The organism is Nocardia sp. NPDC102475, from assembly GCF_055584605.1.
In genome coordinates this window covers 297,599-317,275 of record NZ_JBVJLS010000002.1, presented here as the reverse complement: position 1 = coordinate 317,275, position 19,677 = coordinate 297,599, and the positions used below count along the sequence as shown (strand labels likewise).

Annotated in this window: 15 protein-coding genes; 12 read left to right on the top strand and 3 right to left on the bottom strand. The window is 65.3% G+C overall.

From position 1 onward, the window contains the following. Positions 1 to 54 precede the first annotated feature (54 nt). A complete protein-coding gene (locus ACZ60G_RS04690; protein ID WP_465807291.1) occupies positions 55 to 2,043 on the top strand; it encodes a glycoside hydrolase family 15 protein in 1,989 nt (662 codons plus the stop codon). A gap of 18 nt (positions 2,044 to 2,061) precedes the next feature. Here the strand turns inward: ACZ60G_RS04690 and ACZ60G_RS04685 are convergent, their stop codons facing one another. Further along, positions 2,062 to 3,132 (bottom strand): M48 family metallopeptidase, encoded by a 1,071-nt coding sequence (locus tag ACZ60G_RS04685; protein WP_465807289.1) that lies wholly within the window; start codon positions 3,130 to 3,132, stop codon positions 2,062 to 2,064. A gap of 72 nt (positions 3,133 to 3,204) precedes the next feature. Between ACZ60G_RS04685 and ACZ60G_RS04680 the strand changes: the two genes are divergently transcribed. The 9 genes from ACZ60G_RS04680 (at position 3,205) to ACZ60G_RS04640 (ending at position 12,588) form a co-directional block, all read left to right on the top strand. After that, positions 3,205 to 3,294 carry an Ms4533A family Cys-rich leader peptide gene (locus ACZ60G_RS04680; protein ID WP_373864843.1) on the top strand — a complete coding sequence of 30 codons (90 nt, stop codon included), beginning with the start codon at positions 3,205 to 3,207 and terminating at the stop codon, positions 3,292 to 3,294. A 164-nt stretch (positions 3,295 to 3,458) separates the two neighbouring features. Next, complete coding sequence (locus ACZ60G_RS04675; protein ID WP_465807287.1) at positions 3,459 to 4,517, top strand: sulfate ABC transporter substrate-binding protein; 1,059 nt, start codon at positions 3,459 to 3,461, stop codon at positions 4,515 to 4,517. A gap of 208 nt (positions 4,518 to 4,725) precedes the next feature. After that, a complete protein-coding gene (gene cysT, locus ACZ60G_RS04670) occupies positions 4,726 to 5,526 on the top strand; it encodes a sulfate ABC transporter permease subunit CysT (protein WP_157124980.1) in 801 nt (266 codons plus the stop codon). Then, a complete protein-coding gene (cysW, locus tag ACZ60G_RS04665; RefSeq protein WP_062991326.1) occupies positions 5,523 to 6,329 on the top strand; it encodes a sulfate ABC transporter permease subunit CysW in 807 nt (268 codons plus the stop codon). The genes cysT and cysW overlap by 4 nt, the downstream gene beginning before the upstream one ends. Then, positions 6,326 to 7,321, top strand: a complete 996-nt coding sequence (locus ACZ60G_RS04660; protein WP_387290903.1) for a sulfate/molybdate ABC transporter ATP-binding protein — start codon at positions 6,326 to 6,328, stop codon at positions 7,319 to 7,321. Before cysW ends, ACZ60G_RS04660 begins: the two co-directional genes overlap by 4 nt. A 225-nt stretch (positions 7,322 to 7,546) precedes the next feature. Continuing rightward, on the top strand, positions 7,547 to 8,257 hold the full coding sequence (locus tag ACZ60G_RS04655) for a hypothetical protein (RefSeq protein WP_465807285.1): 711 nt from the start codon (positions 7,547 to 7,549) through the stop codon (positions 8,255 to 8,257). Between the two features lie 501 nt (positions 8,258 to 8,758). Beyond that, positions 8,759 to 9,871 carry an Hsp70 family protein gene (locus tag ACZ60G_RS04650; protein ID WP_465807283.1) on the top strand — a complete coding sequence of 371 codons (1,113 nt, stop codon included), beginning with the start codon at positions 8,759 to 8,761 and terminating at the stop codon, positions 9,869 to 9,871. 127 nt (positions 9,872 to 9,998) lie between these two features. Next, positions 9,999 to 11,003: an AurF N-oxygenase family protein gene (locus ACZ60G_RS04645; RefSeq protein ID WP_465807281.1), complete on the top strand. Its 1,005-nt coding sequence runs from the start codon at positions 9,999 to 10,001 to the stop codon at positions 11,001 to 11,003. A 1-nt stretch (position 11,004) separates the two neighbouring features. After that, positions 11,005 to 12,588 (top strand): FAD-dependent oxidoreductase, encoded by a 1,584-nt coding sequence (locus ACZ60G_RS04640; protein WP_465807279.1) that lies wholly within the window; start codon positions 11,005 to 11,007, stop codon positions 12,586 to 12,588. Between the two features lie 156 nt (positions 12,589 to 12,744). Here ACZ60G_RS04640 and ACZ60G_RS04635 read toward each other — a convergent pair whose 3' ends face one another. Further along, positions 12,745 to 13,506, bottom strand: coding sequence for an SDR family NAD(P)-dependent oxidoreductase (locus ACZ60G_RS04635; protein ID WP_465807277.1), 762 nt, complete (start codon positions 13,504 to 13,506; stop codon positions 12,745 to 12,747). Between the two features lie 589 nt (positions 13,507 to 14,095). Between ACZ60G_RS04635 and ACZ60G_RS04630 the strand changes: the two genes are divergently transcribed. Both ACZ60G_RS04630 and ACZ60G_RS04625 read left to right on the top strand, forming a co-directional pair. Beyond that, the gene (locus ACZ60G_RS04630; protein WP_465807276.1) at positions 14,096 to 16,261 is read left to right on the top strand and encodes an Hsp70 family protein; all 2,166 of its coding nucleotides are present in this window, start codon (positions 14,096 to 14,098) and stop codon (positions 16,259 to 16,261) included. A 1,484-nt stretch (positions 16,262 to 17,745) separates the two neighbouring features. Then, positions 17,746 to 18,540, top strand: a complete 795-nt coding sequence (locus tag ACZ60G_RS04625) for an HAD family hydrolase (protein ID WP_465807274.1) — start codon at positions 17,746 to 17,748, stop codon at positions 18,538 to 18,540. 647 nt (positions 18,541 to 19,187) lie between these two features. Here ACZ60G_RS04625 and ACZ60G_RS04620 read toward each other — a convergent pair. Continuing rightward, positions 19,188 to 19,586 carry a VOC family protein gene (locus ACZ60G_RS04620; RefSeq protein WP_465807273.1) on the bottom strand — a complete coding sequence of 133 codons (399 nt, stop codon included), beginning with the start codon at positions 19,584 to 19,586 and terminating at the stop codon, positions 19,188 to 19,190. Positions 19,587 to 19,677 lie beyond the last annotated feature (91 nt).

The window sequence follows — 19,677 nt, the reverse complement described above, 5'->3', positions numbered from 1 at the left end:
CCGGGTTTCGGCGCGCTCGGTGGACGACACGGGCAGACGGACCGAAGATGAGGTATGGCGTCTTCCGATGATCTGACCGTAGAAGAACCTGCCGGCCTGCCCGCGCTCAGTCAGCTGAGTGACATGCGTCAGCATGCCACCTTTCCGCCGATCGACGATTACGCATTCCTGTCCGACTGTGAGACCAGCTGTCTGATCGCCAGCAATGGCGGTGTCGAGTGGATGTGCGTGCCACGGCCCGATTCGCCGAGCATCTTCGGCGCGATGCTCGATCGCAGTGCCGGTCATTTCCGGATCGGCCCGTACGGGGTCAATGTGCCCGCGGCGCGGCGCTACCTGCCCGGCGGCATGATCCTCGAGACCACCTGGCAGTCCGAGACCGGCTGGCTGATCGTGCGCGACGCACTGGTACTCGGCCCCTGGCACAACAACGATCAGCGCAGCAAGACCCACCGCCGCACGCCGATGGACTGGGACGCCGAGCACGTCCTGCTGCGCACGGTGAAGTGCGTGAACGGCACGGTCGAACTGGAGATGAGCTGCGAACCCGCCTTCGATTACCACCGCGCCCCGGCCCGCTGGGAGTACACCGGCAAGGTGTACGAGGAGGCCACCGCGGTGCGCTCCACCGATCCGAGTGCGGGCCCGACGCTGGTGCTGACCACCGACCTGCGGCTCGGACTCGAGGGCCGCGAAGCTCGCGCCCGGACCAGGATGAAGGAGGGCGACGAGGTGTTCGTCGCGCTGACCTGGTCGGAACTGCCCGCACCGCGCACCTTCGAAGAGGCGGCGCAGAAGATGTGGCAGACCACCGAATGCTGGCGGCAGTGGATCACCCTCGGCGATTTCCCGGATCATCCGTGGCGCAACTACCTCCAGCGCAGTGCGCTGACGCTGAAGGGACTCACCTACGCGCCGACCGGTGCACTGATGGCCGCCGCCACCACCTCACTGCCGGAAACACCTGGTGGACAACGTAACTGGGACTACCGCTATACCTGGGTGCGCGATTCCAGCTTCGCGCTGTGGGGTCTGTACACCCTCGGTCTGGACCGCGAGGCCAACGACTTCTTCGCCTTCCTCAACGACGCCACCACCGGCGACAACGGCGAACCCGTCCCGCTGCAGGTGCTCTACGGTATCGGCGGCGAACGCGACCTCACCGAGACCACACTCGACAACCTGACCGGCTACGACGGCGCCAAACCCGTGCGCATCGGCAACGGCGCGTACAACCAGGACCAGCACGATATCTGGGGCACCATGCTCGACGCGGTGTACCTGCACGTGAAATCCCGCCAACAGGTGCCGGAGTCGCTGTGGCCACTGCTGGAGCGCCAGGTCGAGGCGACCATCGCGCGCTGGCAGGAGCCCGACCGCGGCATCTGGGAAGTGCGTGGTGAGCCACAGCATTTCACCTCGTCGAAGGTGATGTGCTGGGTGGCGCTGGACCGCGGTGCGAAGCTGGCCGAACTGCACGGCGAATACGAGCGGGCCACCGAGTGGTACACCATCGCCGACCAGATCAAGGCCGATATCCTCACCAACGGCGTGACTGCCGACGGTGTCTTCACCCAGACCTACGGCGGCGACACCCTGGACGCGTCACTGCTGCTGGTGGTGCTGAACCGCTTCCTGCCGCCCACCGACCATCGGGTGCGTGCCACCGTGCTTTCGATCGCCGACCGGCTCACCGAGAACGGTCTGGTGCTGCGCTACCGGACCGAAACCACTGATGACGGATTGACCGGCGCGGAGGGCACCTTCACCATCTGCTCGTTCTGGTTGGTGTCCGCACTGGTGGAGATCGGCGAACTGCAGCGGGCCCGGCATCTGTGCGAACGGCTGCTCGGCTATGCGAGTCCGCTGCGGCTCTATGCCGAGGAGATCGATTCGCGCAGTGGACGTCACCTCGGCAACTTCCCGCAGGCCTTCACCCATCTGGCGCTGATCAATGCGGTGACGCACGTGATCAGGGCCGAGCAGTCGCACACCTCCGGCGCGTTCCAGCCGGCACACACACCGCCGAGCATTCGGACCTGAGGCCGGCGAGAGCGGTTGCTACTCGTCCGATTCCCGGTCCGCGCCGGTGCGCCAGTCATTGAACCGCTTGCCGATCTTGGATACGGTCTCGCCGACCTCCTGACCGACGGTGCTCACCGCGGATCCGACATCGCGCCCGAGATTGCGCACGGTGCGGATCAGCGGATCCTCGGACTGGTCGAAGTTCGTCCGATAGGTGCGCGCGGCCTCCTTGATCTCATCGCTGATCTTGGTGTGCTTATCGTGTTCGCGGCGTGGGTAGTCGCCGCCGAGCATCCGGTTGTATTCGCCGGATTGGATCCAGCGGCGCAGTTCCGCGGCTCGCAGCACCGAGAACGGATGGCTCTGCAGTTCCAGATTGAGCAGCTTCAGTACACCGTCGCGCAGATCGCCGGAGCGCTCGTAGTCATCGGCCTGCTGCAGGAACGCGCCGTGGTTCATCTCCTTGATCCAGGCGCCGCCCGCGGTCTTCATATGCACCCGCACCGACGCATCGACATCCTGACCGCACAGCAGCCCGGCCCGGTCGCCGGACAACTCGGACTTGCGGCTCCACTCCATCAGTGCGGCAACAATCGCGCGCAGTGCCCAGCCACCGACCGGCATCCAGCCCAGATTGGCCGAGATCCGCAGCAGATGCATGAGCATGGTGCGGTATACCGCATGCCCGGACAGCGCGTGCCCGAGTTCGTGACCGACGACGAAGCGCAGCTCCTCGGTATCCATCAGGTCGATCAGACCGGTCGTCAGCACGATGAACGGCTGGTCCATACCGATCGTGAAGGCATTCACGTGCGGGCTCTGCAGGACGAACATCTCGGGTGTGATGCGCGCGTCCAGGATTTCCGCACAGTCCTGACGCAACTGGTGCAGCGAACGAAACTGGCGCTCGTCCACTCGGACCGCGGTCGCGAGGTACAGCAGCCGGTGCTGGCGTTCTTGCAGCAATCCGGACATGGTTCGCAAAACGGTATCGAACCCGGTGAGTGAGCGCAGCGTCACCAACGCCGTGCGGTCGGCGGGATGCTCCCACGCGCGAGTGCTGATATCAGGGAATACGGTGCGCACGCGGTCCGGGCTGGTAGTCATGGGATGAAACCCCCCTCTTCCTGGAACTCTGTTGATTCGAGCTGGTGGCATTTCCTCTGATACAGTCTGCCCGTGTCTTCGATTGCCGTCCCGCAGGTCCGCCATGAATTGGCGTTGATCGCTGTCGGCAATCTCGCGGTCGCGGACATTCTCTGTCGCTGATCGGCGCCGGGCGCTGCTGCGCACCCATCTTTCTCTAGACTGGCGCGCAAACTTTTTCGCAGCAGTGTCCGTACCCCGACCTTCGGTCGACAAGTCGCGCCGCAGTTCTACCGCCGCGACAATTAGTCCATGTCGCGGCGGAGCGCATAGGAAAGGTTCCACCCATGTCACCCAGGTCCTTACTCCTCGGATCCTCCCGATCGCACCGTCGCCCGGTGATCGCCGCGCTAGCGGCCGTCGCCGCCGTCGTGCTCACCGCATGCGGTGGTGGAGCGAGTGACACCGTGGGCGGAGGTGGGCCCGACGGCAGCGGCGGCACCCTCAACCTCTACGCCTACGCCGTCCCGAAGCCCGGTTTCGACAAGGTCGTCCCCGAGTTCAACAAGACCGATAAGGGCAAGGGCGTCCAGATCAACGGCTCCTACGGCGCGTCGGGTGATCAGTCCCGCAAGGTCAAGGACGGCGCCGAGGCCGATATCGTCAACTTCTCCGTCGAGCCCGATATCACCCGCCTGGTCGACGCCGGTCTGGTCGATCCGAGCTGGAATGCCGACGCCACCAAGGGAATTCCGTTCGGCTCGGTCGTCGCGATCGTGGTGCGCAAGGGCAATCCGAAGGGCATCAAGGACTGGGACGATCTGCTCAAGCCGGGCATCCAGGTCGTCACCCCGAACCCGTTCAGCTCGGGCTCGGCCAAGTGGAATCTGCTCGCGCCGTACGCGGCCAAGAGCGACGGCGGCAAAAATCCGCAGGCGGGTCTGGATTATCTGAGCCAGCTCATCTCCAAGGAGCATGTGCAGGTGCAGCCGAAGTCGGGCCGCGAAGCCACCGAGACCTTCCTGCAGGGCACCGGTGACGTGCTGCTGAGCTACGAGAACGAGGCGATCTTCTCCGAGCGCAACGGCGATCCGATCGAGCACATCGTGCCGCCGACCACCTTCAAGATCGAGAATCCGGTCGCGGTCCTCAAGAACAGCAAGCATCTGGATACGGCGAATGCCTTCCGCGACTTCCTGTTCACCACCGAGGGCCAAAAGGCTTGGGCCTCGGCGGGATTCCGCCCCGTCGACCCGAAGGTGGCCGCCGACTACGCCAAGGACTTCCCGACCCCGCAGAAGCTGTGGACCATCGCCGATCTCGGTGGCTGGAAGACCGTCGACAAGGACCTGTTCACCGCGAACACCGGTTCCGTCGCGGTCATCTACGACAAGGCCACCAAGTAAGTCGGTGATCCGAAACACCCCGCGGTGTGTGCGACGGGCCCGGAGGAGGCAGCTTGCGTAACCACGAAGGGCACCGCGCACGCCGCAAATCGAAGCAGGATACTGGACGATCGTGACTGACAGCAGCAGCGCCGGGATCGGGCATGCGCCCGCTCCCGGCGGCTCCGAAAACGCCACACCCAAGGCCGTCGGTCGCACCTGGTCGTGGCTGCGGGTAACCGGTTCGGTGGGTCCGCTCGGCATCGCCACCGCGGTGCTCTGGCTCAGCATCATCGTGCTGCTACCGCTGGCCGCGCTGACCGTCACCTCATTCGATGACGGCTGGTCCGGGTTCTGGGATGCGATCACCGCACCCGCGGCCATCGACTCGCTGCGCATCACGGTGCTCGTCTCCGTGGTGGTGGCGGTCATCAATGTGGTGATGGGCACGCTGATCGCCTGGGTGCTGGTCCGCGACCAGTTCCCGGGCAAGAGCATCGTCAACGCGCTCATCGACCTACCGTTCGCGCTACCGACGATCGTCGCGAGCATCGTGCTGCTGTCGCTCTACGGTCCGCAGAGTCCGATCGATATCCACCTCAACGCCACCCAGCCCGGCCTCGTGGTGGCACTGGCCTTCGTCACGCTGCCGTTCGTGGTGCGCTCGGTGCAGCCGGTGCTCATCGAGGCCGACCGGGAGGTCGAGCAGGCCGCGCTGTCCCTCGGCGCGGACAACTGGACCACCTTCCGCCGCATCGTCTTGCCGACCCTCGCGCCCGCCATCATCAGCGGCGGCGGGCTCGCTTTCGCCCGCGCCATCGGCGAATACGGTTCGGTGGTGCTGATCGGTGGCGCCATTCCGCGCAAGACCGAAATGGCCTCGCAGTACATCCAGAAGCAGATCGAGATCGATCGGCCGGTCAATGCGGCGGCGGTGTCGGTCGCACTGCTGGTCATCTCGTTCGCGACGCTGCTGGTGCTGCGGCTGTGGGCCGAGCGCACGGCGCGTAAGGAGGAGGAGGCGCGATGAATCTGTCCTGGCCGACTCGTATTTCGTTGCGCGTGGTTGCGCTCGGCTACCTGTTCATCCTGCTGGTGCTGCCGCTGATCATCATTCTGTGGCGCACCTTCGAGAAGGGGATCGGCGCGTTCATCGACTCGATCTCCACGCCCGCGGCGATCTCGGCATTCCAACTGTCGATCCTGATCGTGGCGATCGTGGTCCCGGTGAATGTCATCTTCGGCATCGTCACCGCGATCGCCCTGGTGCGCGGCAAGTTTCCGGGCCGCACGCTGGTGCAGGGCATCGTGGATCTGCCCTTCGCGGTCTCGCCCGTCGTGGTCGGCGTCGCGCTGATCCTGCTGTGGGGTGCGGACGGCTGGTTCGGCGGACTCGAAGACGTCGGCTTCAAGGTGATCTTCAATCTGCCCGGCATGGTGATCGCGACGATCTTCGTCACGCTGCCGTTCGTGGTGCGCGAGGTCGAGCCGGTGCTGCACGAGATCGGCGACGATCAGGAGCAGGCCGCGGCCACCCTCGGCGCGTCCCGCTGGCAGACTTTCTGGCGGATCACCCTGCCCGCGATCCGCTGGGGCCTGACCTACGGTGTCGTGCTGACCGTCGCGCGTGCGCTCGGCGAATTCGGCGCGGTGATCATGGTGTCCTCCGCGCTACCGGGTAAATCGCAGACGCTGACCCTGCTCGTACACGGTCGATACATCAACGACCACAACACCTTCGGCGCCTACGCCGCCGCGACCCTGCTGATGGGCCTTGCCCTCGTAGTCCTCCTGTTGATGACCCTCCTCGAACGTAAGCGGGGCACCAAGTGATCACCGTGACCAATGCGAAGAAGAACTACGGTTCCTTCGCCGCCCTGGACGATGTCAGCATCGAGATCCCGTCGGGGGAGCTGACCGCCCTGCTCGGCCCGTCGGGCTCGGGCAAGTCGACGCTGCTGCGCTCGATCGCGGGCCTGGAATCGCTGGACGCCGGCATCGTCACCATCGCTGGCAATGACGTCACCCACGTACCGCCGCAAAAGCGCGATATCGGCTTCGTATTCCAGCATTACGCCGCGTTCAAGCATATGACCGTGCGCGATAACGTGGCCTTCGGACTCAAGATCCGCAAGCGTCCCAAGAGCGAAATCGCCAAGCGCGTCGACGAATTGCTCGGCATCGTCGGCCTCGACGGCTTCCAGCACCGATACCCGGCTCAGCTCTCCGGCGGTCAACGTCAGCGCATGGCACTGGCGCGCGCGCTCGCGGTCGACCCGCAGGTGCTGTTGCTCGACGAGCCGTTCGGCGCGCTCGATGCCAAGGTGCGCGCCGATCTGCGCACCTGGCTGCGCCGGCTGCACGAGGAGGTCCACGTGACCACCGTGCTGGTCACCCACGACCAGGAGGAGGCGCTCGACGTCGCCGACCGGATCGCGGTGATGAACAAGGGCCGCATCGAACAGGTCGGCAGCCCGGAGGACGTCTACGACCGGCCCGCCAACGAATTCGTGATGTCCTTCCTCGGCGCGGTGGCCCGGCTCAACGGACATCTGGTGCGTCCGCACGATATTCGCGTCGGCCGCGACGCCAGCATGGCGCTGGCCAAGGACGAGGGCACCGCGGAATCGGCGGGCGTCACCCGCGCCACCGTGGAACGCGTTGTGCACCTCGGATTCGAGGTGCGCGTCGAGTTGCGCAATGCGGCCACCGGTGATCTGTTCGCCGCCCAGGTGACCCGCGGTGACGCCGAGGCGCTGCAGCTCAGCGACGGGGAAACCGTCTACGCCCGCGCAACCCGTATTCCGGAACTGCCTGCGGGATAAGGGCGAATTCGACTCCGCTTTATGGCTGCGGATTCCGCATTTGCGAAATCCGTGGCCATTCCTGGCGTGTCGAAACCGAACTCCGGTTTCCACGTCATATTGTGCTGAATGCGAAACACCCGCTAGTGGGTTCCGGTGAATTATCGGAACGTAATCCGATGTGAGCATTCGCAATGGTCGTCGAACGCGGCCCGTATGCGGGCGGCGGGAAGTTGAACGATCACCATGTCGATTCGAAGACAGATATTTCTGGCGCTGGCCGTTGCCGGCGTCGCGGTGATAATGCAATCCGGTCCGGCGTTCGCCGCACCACCACCCGGAACGCCGGCGGTCCGCGCACCGGATGGCCCGGTTATCACCGAGGTTCCCGCGGACTCGCCCGAAGTGGCCGCAATCGGTCCGGAATCGGTGGGGAAGCCGATCCCGAACTCCTATGCCGGTCTCACTCCGGCGCAGTTGATGCCGCACGGAATCGAGGGCGAGCAACGGCATTTCACGCCGAATCCGGAGCAATGGGATAACGCGCGAACGATTGTCGAAGTGGTCCTGCGTCGTGATCTGCCCGCCTATGCGGCGGTGGTCGCGCTGGCCACCGCAATGCAGGAATCGCTGCTGCGCAACGTGACCGTGGCGGTCGATCACGACTCGCTCGGGGTGTTCCAGCAGCGGCCGTCCGCGGGCTGGGGTACACCCGAGCAGCTCACCGATCCGCGCTACGCGACCGAGCGATTCCTGGACGCACTGCTGGTCGCAACGCCTGAGTACCAGGCGCTGCCGCTATGGCAGGCGGCGCAGGCCGCACAGCGCTCGGGCCTTCCGACGGCGTATGCGCGGTGGCAGGAGCAGGCCGCGCAGATGGTGTCGCGATTGCTCGGACCACGGCAGGGACCGGTGCGGCGGGCGGCGAGTGCCCAAGCGGTGCTGGGCTGTTGCTGATGAGTTGCCAATGGGTGTAATGGTTTTGATTTCCCGCACCGGAATCGCTCGCGAATTCCGGTGCGGGGAGTCGGAACTCGTTGCCGGAGCGGGCCCATCCGTCCAGTGGCGGACTGGTCGGTTTCGATACGGCTCGGGATCGGCTTGTTGCGGCGTATTCGGCAACCTCGATGGGGTCTGATCAGGGGCTGTTTTCGCATGTAAGAAGCGGGAGTGGCGAGCTGGCTGCCTGCTGGCAAACGGCAACAGGGCATCGTTGAATTCCGGCGCGCCGTAAGAAGATCTGGCCACGAGATCGGCGCGTCACCTCCCGTGCCAGGTGAGCCGGGATCGGTGCTGTCGCTATGCAACCTGTGTCAGTAGCGGCGGCATGCGGACAATCGTGTGTCCGGTGGTTGGCAGGCCGGTCGCGGAGTGGTTGCGTGAACAAGGTTCGAAGCAAATCGGCTCGGCGATCAGAGGATTGCGATGGCGGTTGGTCTCGGTTTGAGCATAGGCACGGTGAACACGGTTTCCGCTCTGGCGGAGGAGGGTTCGGCCAAGGCTCCACCCGGTCGCCGCTCCGCCGCCGAACGCTCGCCCGCCGTCACCCGCCGCACCACCCTCACCTTCGACAGCACCGGAATGGCCAGGGTCGGCATGATTCCGCGGCACGGGCGTGCCATCACCGAGTTCGCTGATCTGAGCCAACGTAAGACCAAGCAGGCCAGGGTCGGGCACCGCGCGCTGAGCGCGGCCGATCTGATCGCGGTCGTCGCGGATTGTCTGATCACCGAGGCGCGTCGTGATCGCCGGGCGGTCGATGCGGGTGTCATGCTGACGCATCCGGCGGGCTATACCGAAGGCCAGTTGGGGGATTTGCGCGCGGCGCTGGACGCGATCGGCCTGACGCATGTCGCGCTGGTCGCCGAACCTGTCGCGGCGGCCACCTGGCTCGAGGTCGAACGCGGACCGCTGATGCCGGGCCTGGCCTTGGTCTATGACCTAGGTGGAGCCAGCCTCGACATCACCCTGGTGCGAGTCGGCGCGGGCTGCCCGCGCAATCCGATTGTCGGCGTACCGATCCGTTCGACGGAATTCGGCGGGCGGGCCTTCGGAGCGCTGGTCGCCGCGCGGGCCGGGAACGGGACCGTGCCCGCCTCCATCTCCGGAGCGGTCACCGGTGTCACCGCCGACGAATTGCGCACCATCCATATCCGATCGTCGCTGAAGCTGATCTATCGCTGTCTGCGGACGGCGGATGTGACCATGGCCGATGTGGACTGCGTGCTGGTGGTCGGCGGCGCGGCCCGGCCGGTCGAGGTGGCCCAGGTGCTCGCCGGTGAACTGGCGCGTCCGGTGATCACGGCCCCGGATCCGGAACGGACGATCGCCGACGGTGCCGCCATCATGGCGCGTCGCGCCGCCGCCGCGGACGAGGAGCCGACCGGACATCACCATCGGCGCAAACCGCGCAGAGCGACGACGCGCGCTCTCCTACTTTCACGGCGCACCAAGCGCCGCTTGACCCGGGTGGCGATCGCGGCGGGGATGTCGGCCGCTGGAGTGGCGCTCGCGCTGGCGCTGCCCGCCGACACGGTGGTCGCGGGCTTGTCGCAACTCGGGCTGCGGTAAAGGCGGACCCGGCGGCGCACCGGATCGTCGCCGGGAATGCCGATCATGTGCCAGGTTGACGTGACTCCTCGTAGGTGTAACTATGGGATACAGTAAATGTGTCCCACGAGGAGAGGCAGTGACGACGATGTCTACAGCCGTGACGCCCGCAGTCGATCCCGATCTGGCGAAGGCGCAGGAGTATGCCGCCAAGCTGCTGCTGCTCTCCGAAGGTTCGGTGAACAAGCACTTCGACCCCTTCGAGGACATCGACTGGGACAACCCGGATTTCGCCGCCGACGCCGGTGAAGAGCGCTGGGTGCTCCCGGTATCCGGCGATGCGCTCGGTCGCCACCCCTGGTACCGGGCGCTGCCGCTGGAACGGAAGATCGCGATCGGCAAGTACCGCCAAGCCAATGTCGCCAAGGTCGGTCTGCAGTTCGAATCCATCCTGATCAGCGGCATGGTGACGCACAGCTTCGGCCTGCCCAACGGTTCGCCCGAATTCCGTTACTGCTCCCACGAAATGATCGAGGAGCACAACCACACCCTGATGTTCCAGGAGATGGTCAACCGGATCGGCATCGACGTCCCCGGTATGGGCCCGCTCGTGCGCAAGTTCAAGTACATCGGCGCACCAGTGGCTGCCCTGTTCCCGAATCTGTTCTTCATGGCCGTGCTCGCGGGTGAGGAGCCGATCGACCACATTCAGAAGGCGATCCTGCGCTCGGGCGAGGACGTGCATCCGATCATGCGCGGCGTAATGGCGATTCACGTCGCCGAGGAGGCGCGCCACATCTCCTTCGCGCACGAATTCCTGAAGCAGCATGTGCCCGAGAAGAATGCGGCCAATAGATTGGTGCTCTCGATCGTCATGCCGATCGTCATGTTCATCCTCGGCCGCTCCATCTACACCCCGCCCCGGTCGTTCTTCAAGGAATTCGATATTCCGGACGAGGTGCGCAAAGAGCTGTTCTACGGTTCGAAGCAGGCCAAGCAGGAGTTCAGCGACTTCTTCGGCGATGTGCGCACGCTGGCCAATGACATCGGCCTGATGAACCCCATCGGTAAGGCGGTCTGGAAGCTGCTGAATATCGACGGCCACACCACCCGCTACCGCTCCGAGCCGTTGCGCACGGCCAAGGCCGGCTGACGTGCCGTATGTCGTCACGCAGTCCTGCTGTAGCGACGCGTCCTGCGTCTACGCCTGCCCGGTCAACTGCATCCATCCCACGCCCGACGAACCCGATTTTCTGACGGCGGAGATGCTGTATGTCGACCCGCAGGCGTGCGTGGACTGCGGCGCATGTGCGAGTGCGTGCCCGGTCGATGCCATCACGTCATCGAAGAAGCTGACCGACGAGCAGCGGCCGTTCATCGAGATCAATGCCGACTTCTATCGGCAGACGCGGCCGCGGCCGCTGCTGGCGAAGCCGGTGCCCGCGGCCGAGATCCACACCGAGCGTCAGCCGTTGCGGGTGGCGATCATCGGATCCGGCCCCTCGGCCATGTACGCGGCCGATGAACTGCTGACCCAGCCCGACGTCACTGTGACGGTCTTCGACCGGCTTCCGGTACCCCACGGACTCGCCAGGTACGGCGTCGCGCCGGACCACGCCAAGACCCGGCAGGTCAACAAGCTCTTCGATATCATCTCGGCGCAGCCCGGTTTCGAGTCGTACCTGAATATCGAAGTGGGCAAACATATTTCGCACCAGGAGCTGCTCGCACACTTTCACGCGGTGATCTATGCGGTCGGTGCGTCCTCGGATCGTAAGCTGGACATTCCTGGAGAAGGTTTGGCGGGCAATGTATCTGCCACCGACTTCGTCGCCTGGTACAACGGGCATCCGGATCATGCCGGGCGCACCTTCGATCTGTCGCAACGCCGGGCCGTCATCGTCGGCAATGGCAATGTGGCCCTCGATGTAGCGCGCATCCTGGCCAGCGATCCGGAAGCGTTGGCGGGCACCGATATCGCACCACATGCGCTGAAGGCCTTGCGGGAGAGCAAGATCGAGGAAGTGGTAGTGCTCGGTCGGCGAGGTCCGGCCGAATCGGCCTTCACGGTACCGGAGTTCGTTGGACTGCTCGGCGCGGATGTCGATATCGCCATCGAGGGTGAATTGCCCCCGGTGACCGACGAACTGCCGTATCGGGTCGAGCAGAAGCTGCGGCTGCTGCACTCCGTAGCCGAGCGGCCGTTCGGTGCGCGTAAGCGGATCGTGTTCCGGTATCTGGCCGCGCCGACCGCGATTCTGGGCACCGACGAGGTAACCGGCATCGAGCTGAGCCGCAATGAACTCGTCACCGATCCGGATGGTCGCGTTCGTGCGGTAGCGACGGGGGAGACCGAGCGGTTGGATACCGGGTTGGTGCTCACCTCGGTGGGTTATCGCGGTGTTGCCCTGCCGGGCTTGCCATTCGACGAGCAGGCCGCCGTGATTCCTAATCTGCACGGGCGCGTGCTGGAACATTCCGGTGGTGCGGTGCTGCCCGGAATGTATGTCACCGGCTGGATCAAGCGTGGTCCCACCGGATTCATCGGTACCAACAAATCCTGCGCGCAGGAGACGGTTCGGCAGTTGGCCGATGATTTCAACGCCGGTCGGTTACGTGAACCGGCAGGTACGGCGGCGGATTTCGATCACCTGGTGCACCGCCGCCGGCCCTCGGTCCTGGCCCGCCGCAGCGCGGCGCGAACCGGTATCGTGCGCCGCCTGCTCGCCCGCGCCTGAGCGGCGCAAGCGCGCCCATGTCTTATTCGTGCTGTGTAACGGTTTTCGCCTTCCGCCGACATGGTGTGTGCGCGGTAGGGTCCGTGACGACGGTCGGCACCTCGGCGCACGGCGACGCGATGAGGGCGAATGCCGGGCCGAGGTGCCGATTGGCGACTATTTGGCGGTGAACCCACCGTCGATCGCGAGCGCCGCGCCGGTGATGAAGCTGGCCTCATCGCTCAGCAGGTAGGCGCAGAACGACGCGATCTCCTCCGGCTTGCTGATCCGGCCGAGCGGATGCAGTGCGGCGATGGCCGCTTCACCCTCGGGCGTCGCACCCATCGAGTTGCGGAAAGCGGGCGTATCGACGGCGCCGGAGACCAGCGCGTTGACACGAACCCCCTGTTCAGCGGCCTCGAGCGCCACCGCGCGGGTCAGCCCGACGACGCCGTGCTTGGCCGCCACATACGGTGCCACCGAACCCATGCCGACCACGCCGAGGTTCGAGGCGTTGTTGAGGATCGCGCCGCCGCCGGAGGTGACAATCGCCGGAACCTGGTGGCGTAGACCGTAGAACACGCTGGTGAGATTGAGTTCGAGGTCGGCGCGCCAGCCCGCCTCGTCGATCTGCTCGATCGGGCCGAAGGCATTGACGGCGCCCGCATTGTTGAATGCCGCGTCCAGCCGACCGTATTCGGTGAGGGCCGCCTGCGTCAGCCGGGCGACCTCGTCCTCGACGGTGACATCGGTCGGCATGAAGATCGCCCGGCCACCCGCCGCGCGGATATCGGCCGCGACCTGCTCGCCCGCGTCTTTACCACGTGCGCCGAGCACCACCGCCGCACCCTCGGTCGCCGCCCGCAGGGCCACCGCCTTGCCGACGCCCGAGCTGGCCCCGGTGATGAGCATGACCTTGTCCGCGAAACGTGTCGACATCGTCTTCGAATTCCCTTCTCGTTCTTCAGATTTCATGAGCGATGAGGCGGCTCGGGAACTCGGTTCGTTCGAGCGCTTGCTCATCGCTGAATCCAGTCAAGCGGTCGGGGAATGGTGCTGCTGGCGGAAATCAGCCGTTGCGTTTGACGCGTCATATTCCGTCGGTTGGGACGCTCGTACTATGAAACCTGTAGCGCTGGCTACGGTTTGGTTACCGACCAGTCGGTGTGTGTTGTCGGTTCTGGGTGGTTCTGTTCGGTATGGCAGATCTGGGGCTCGATTCGAGTTACTGTGCGGTAGCGGAATCTGGCTTACCGCAGTGAAATCGAGCCTTCGGTCGCGAAACGCCGAACGTCCAGGGGTCTGGATGAATCTTTCTCATGCGATCTAGCTGGGAGTTTTAAACAGGGTCAACGGAAGCCAAACGTTTCATATCAAATCGACATCCGAATCGATCCGGCAGCAGCTAACCTGTGGGTGCTGTTTGGGAAGCGACCGCGGCCACATGGATCTCCTGTGTGATGGACGTGGTCTCGGTGCGTTGACGGGATAGCGAATGACTACAGGTCTGGGTTTCAGCATCGGTTCAGTGAACTCCGTATCCGCAATGGTGACCGGCGAGCGACCGTTGTCGTCGGTGCGGTCGCGCCGCACGGCAGTGACCTTCGACAGTGCGGGCGGCATCCGAATCGGGGGAATTCCCCAATTCGACATGGCTGTAACGGATTTCGCCGATCTGGCGCGCGACCCGGAGTCGGTCGTCGTGGGCGGTCGGCTCTGGTCACCCGCGAACCTGGTCGCCGCCGTGGTGAACGGCCTGCTCGAATCCTTCCCACCGACCGCGGGAGCCGTGGCCACCTATCCCGCATGCTATTCCGACAAGCAGCTGTCGCTGCTGCGGCAGGCATTGAATCTGGCCGGTGCCGCGGATGTGCTGCTCGTACCCGAACCGGTCGCGGCCGCGGAGTGGCTCGAACAGGAACGCGGACCGCTGGAGTCCGGCTTCGTACTGGTGTACGACCTCGGCGGGTCCAGTCTCGATGTGTCGATGGTGCGGGTCGGACCGGACTGGGACGATCACCCGATCGTCGGAAAGTCCGTGCGCTCATACGACTTCGGCGGTCGGCCGCTCGGTTCGATGATCGCGCGATATGCCCGGGTCGCCGAACCCGGCGACAACGGGTCGATGCTGCAGATGACCTCGATTGTCGATATCACGAGTATGCGTGCCCAGCACATCCGGGATTCCCTCGATGTGGTCCACGAATGTGTGGAGTCGACGGGACGGTGCCTGTCCGATATCAGCTGCATCCTGCTGGTCGGTGGCGCCACCCGGCCCGTCGAGGTCGCGCGCATTCTTGCCGAACTCGGCCGACCGGTGGTGATGTCGAGCGATCCGGGGCAGACCGTCGCCGTCGGCGCCGCAGGCTATGCGGCCCGCAGCTTCGCACCGCTGTCGACCGGTGGCCGGCATCGAGCGCCGAAGGTCGCTGTATTCTCCAGTGCCGCAGTGGCTTCCGCGGTTGCCGTATCGGCCGTCACGGTATTCGGCGGCCCGAACATTTCGCAGATGCCGTCCCTGGTGGATGCCTTGCCGGGCAGCTTCCCGATAGACAACCTGCTGCTCGAGCCCGATGTCGAAGCGCTCGCGGAGGCCGGATCCGCGGCGGTTGGTTGGGCGACCACGACGGCGGGCTTCGGCTATTCCGGGCGACCGGCCTACGGGATCGCTCCCGTCGCCAATACGACGCCGATCGGACCAACGATCGGCCCGTCCGTGGCCGAGGCACACGGTGGCAGACACAGCGAACCACGCGGTGGAACAGCACATTCCGGTGGCGTCACCTACGCCAACCCCGCCCAGTTCCTGAACCCGCTGCCATTCATCCAAAGTCCGCAGACGATCCCCGCCGTGCCCAACCAGCCTCCTGCTGGTACGCCGATCCCGAGCGTCAGCCTTCCGGGTTCCGTTCCCGCCCCGGCTAATTCGACTCCCGCCGTTCCAGCTGGCACCGCAACAACTCCGGGGGCCGGGACCCCGGCGACCGGCGGCGCCTCGACGGGCGGTGGTGTACCGGGGACGACTACCGGCGAAACATCCACCGGAACTGCGCCATCGGGCGGAACCACCTCGAATGGCAGCACAGGTGATGCGTCCGGCGGTACGACTTCGGGCACCAGCGGTTCGACGTCGGGAAATTCCCACAGCGGCGGTTCGTCGGGTAGTACCTCGGGCGGCTCGACAAGCACTGGCGCTTCAGGTGGTTCGACCGACGGCAGCACCTCGGGCGGTTCTGGGGATGGTGGTGCTTCGGGAGGTTCCGCGAGCGGTGGTGGATCGGGGTCGACGGGGGGTGGCGCGTCGGGTGGCTCGACGAATGGTGGTGCTTCGGGAGGTTCCACGAATGGTGGTGCTTCGGGAGGTTCCACGAATGGTGGTGCTTCGGGAGGTTCCACGAATGGTGGTGCCTCGGGCGGTTCGACGGGCGGTGGTACTTCGGGCGGTTCGACGGGCGGTGGTATGTCAGGTGGTTCGACGGGCGGTGGTATGTCAGGTGGTTCGACGGGCGGTGGTAGGCCGGGCGGCTCGACGAGCGGCGGCACGGTCGGCGGTTCGACCGGAGGCCCCTCCTCCAGCGGCAAGTTCTCCGGCGGAACCACTTCCGGCGGCAGCACCAGCCCTGGCGGCGCCTCCTCCGGTGGTATCTCCTCACACGGTTCGGGTGGCCTCGGCGGCGGCGGTGCCCGCAGGTAGTCCGCCGTAGTGCTCCTCGATGGGCCGCAGCGCCTCGCCAGTATGGAGGTTCACCCCGGACCGCGATCGTCTACTGAGCGCGGGCCGGGGTGAGAGCTTGCGATCGCACGGGTCGGTGGAATGGTGTCGGCCGTTCGTGGGCGGGCGCCCGCGGGCAGTCCGGGTAGTACTTCTCGAGTGGCCCGCGGCGCCTCGCCAGCATGGAGGTTGGCGGCGGATCGCGATCGTTTACTGAGCGTGGGCCGGGGTGAGGGGCTTGCGATTGCACGGGTCGGTGGAATGGTGTTGGCCGATTGTGGGCGGTGCCCGTAGGTAGTCCGTGGTGGTACTCCTCGGGGCGGCCCGCGGCGCCTCGCCAGCATGGAGGTTGGCGGCGGACCGCGATCGTCTACTGAGCGCGGGCCGGAGTTTTAGCTTGCGATTGCACGGTCGGTGGAACGGCATCGGCGGTGGGCGGTGGCCGCAGGTGATCATCTGGTAGGGACTTTCGGGTGTATCAGTAGCGCGCAGGTCTGTGCGGGGGCAGCACGACCGGGTCGTGATCGTTGAGTGTCACGGATTCTCGGCATTCGCACTCCTCGGGGCGTGCCCGTGCGGGGCGCGATTCCCAGACGGAGTGCGGCATTCGGGCCGCCGGTTCGTAGCCGACCGGTTGCGAATGTCGTGGCAGTAACAGATCCGGCAGCATCTCGTGGCGAACTTGGTTGCCCGGGTTCGCCGTGTGGCGGCAGCGGCGAGGGTTGAGGTGGCGGAGTGGTGAAAGTCGTTGATACGCACGGCCACTGGTGCTGCGTCCGACCGCCGCGTGCGTGCACGGATCTGCACTCTTTGGGTTCGCACTCCTAGCGTTGGTAAGTGCGGGTTACCGTCGGAGTTGGCGTGACATTCGTGGTCACGCCGATATTCAGCGTGACCGCGCGTTCGGGACATGGTCGTGGACTTCTTCGCCTGCCACAGAGTCGAATACGAAGCTGCGCGTGCAGCACCGACCTCGACACCATGCCGATCGAGGACGGTGGCGCCCCCCGCTTCGACGCCAAGACCCCGAGATGGAGTGCTGCTGTGCGTGCTGTCGGTGCGCGGCCGGCATCGCTGCTTTGGCTGCACCGGTGCAGGTGGCACTTCGTGCCGAGATCCTTTGGCGGATCAGTGGGTGGCGGCTCTAGTGGGTGGGCCCTGGCTGAGGGGTGGAGACCGCAGCGTAGCGACGGGGCAGCGCCTGCGAGTAGTCACTGCTGCAGCATCGGCGGTTGGGTGAAAGTCGCTGGTCCGCATGGCTGTTGGTTACGAGGTGGATTGTCATGCCCGGGCAGAGATCCGCTCCGTTTGTCAGAATTCGCACTTCTTCTGGGCGCTGATGAGGGGCGCGGGTTCGATGAAGGAGTGCGACTGTTCGTTTCGCTGGTCTGTCAGCGAGTGATGGGCACATTCGGACCGGTCGAATTTCGATGACGCCGAGTGCCATAGCGATGCACAATGGGTTGGTGGTACACGGGGGACCTCAGCTTATCGCGCTGGATGTCGATGGAACGTTACTGCAGACGGGATCGCCGGTCAGTGAACGGGTGATCGGTGCTGTGCGGGCGGCGGTGGCGGCGGGGGCACATGTGGTTGTGACGACCGGACGGACGTTGATGACGACGCGACCGGTGCTGCAGGAGCTCGGGCTAATCGATGGACATGCGTTGTGTTCCAACGGTGCGGTGCACATCGATGTAGCGAAGGGAGAGCCGGTGGCGGTGCAGACCTTCGATCCGGGGCCGGCGGTCGTCGCCTTGCGGGCTCTGTTTCCGGAGATGATCTTCGCGGTGGAGAAGGTCGGCATCGGCACCTGGGCCACGGGTGCCAGTCCGGGCGAATTCTCTATCGGCGAATACGTTCTCGTCGATGACGGCGCGTTGAGCAGCGAGCCGACCCCGCGACTGAACGGCTGGTGGCCCGACGGTTCCCTGGAAGAGATGCTGCGCCTGCTCACCCGACTGCGGGTACCGGGTGCGAGCTGGGTACACGGCGAATTCGGCCCGTGGCTTACCGTTTCGCGCCGGGGCGTCTCCAAGGGTTGGGCATTGGAGCGACTGCGCACCGCACTCTGCATCCCCCGTGCCGCCACCCTCGCCATCGGCGACGGCTACAACGACCGCGAAATGCTGCACTGGGCAGGACATTCCGTAGCAATGGCGAACGCACCGAACGAAGTCCGCAACTGGGCGGACGAAGTCGCCGACGATGTCGCCGACGACGGCGTCGCCAAAATCCTGGAGCGCTGGTTCGGCCACTGACCTGGACCGATGATCACCATGCGCTAGTGGAGGCAAACATCGAGAGAGCCTCTCCACCAACGCATTCTCGGCGCAGGGCATGCTTTGGGTGGCGTCGCGAGGGGGCAGGTGGGCTCTGTGAGGGCCCGGCCGCTATTGCATTCTCAGAGCATGGCGAACGTCGGGATGCGGTCCGTGAGTGCGGGCAGACTCCGAGAGCGCCCCGCTGCCAGGCATTCCCGGGGGGAAGGCATTCCCGGGGGGAAGGCATTCCCGGGGGGAAGGCATACCTTGGGTGGCGTCGTGAAGGGGCTAACCCGGCGCTGCCATCGCCGCATTCTCGGGACTGGGCATGCTTCGGGTGGCGTCATGATGAGGCGGGCGGGACCCTGCGAGCGTCCCCGGCAGCATCGCATTCTGAGCGAAAGGCGAATCGCGGGAGGGGTCGCGAAAGGGCGAGCGAATCCGGGAGCATCCCAACACCAAACATTTTCGCGGGAACGTATGCCTTGGGTGTGGTCGCGATAGTGTGGGCGGACCCCGAGAGCATCCCACCGCCAGGCCTTCTCGTGGGAAGGCATGCTCCCGGCGCGCGAAAGGGGCGGGCAGACCCGAGAACGCGCCGCCACCATTGCATTCTCGGGCAAAGCGCGACCGGGGCGGGTGCTTTAGGCGCGGCCGAGGATTTCCAGGTAGTGGGGGTTCCGCATGATGCCGAGGACGTTGCCGAAGGGGTCTACTACCGCGGCGGTGATGAAGTCTCCGTTGCCGCGTGGCGTGATCGGCTCGTATTCCTTGGCGCCGAGGGCCAAAAGCCGGTCGAAACTTGCCTGCACATCGTCGACGTGCCAGTTCAGGATGGCTCCGCCGGGTGCGTTCTGTGCGCCTGTGGGGGCGAATTTGCGATTGATGATCCCCAGTTCGTGCTGGTAGTCGCCGATGCGGAATTCGTAGTATCCGCCGGACACCGCGTAGTAGGGCTCGAGGCCGAGGACCTCGGTGTACCAGTCCTTCGCGGCCTCGAGGTCGTCGGCATAGAACGAAACGGTGGCCATTCCTCGCAACATCTTTGGCTCCTCTGATCGGGGTCTTCCTTGGTTGTGCGATCCATGATTCCGCTTGAAGTGCTCACCGAATGAGCACTTTTTTGGGCAGAAT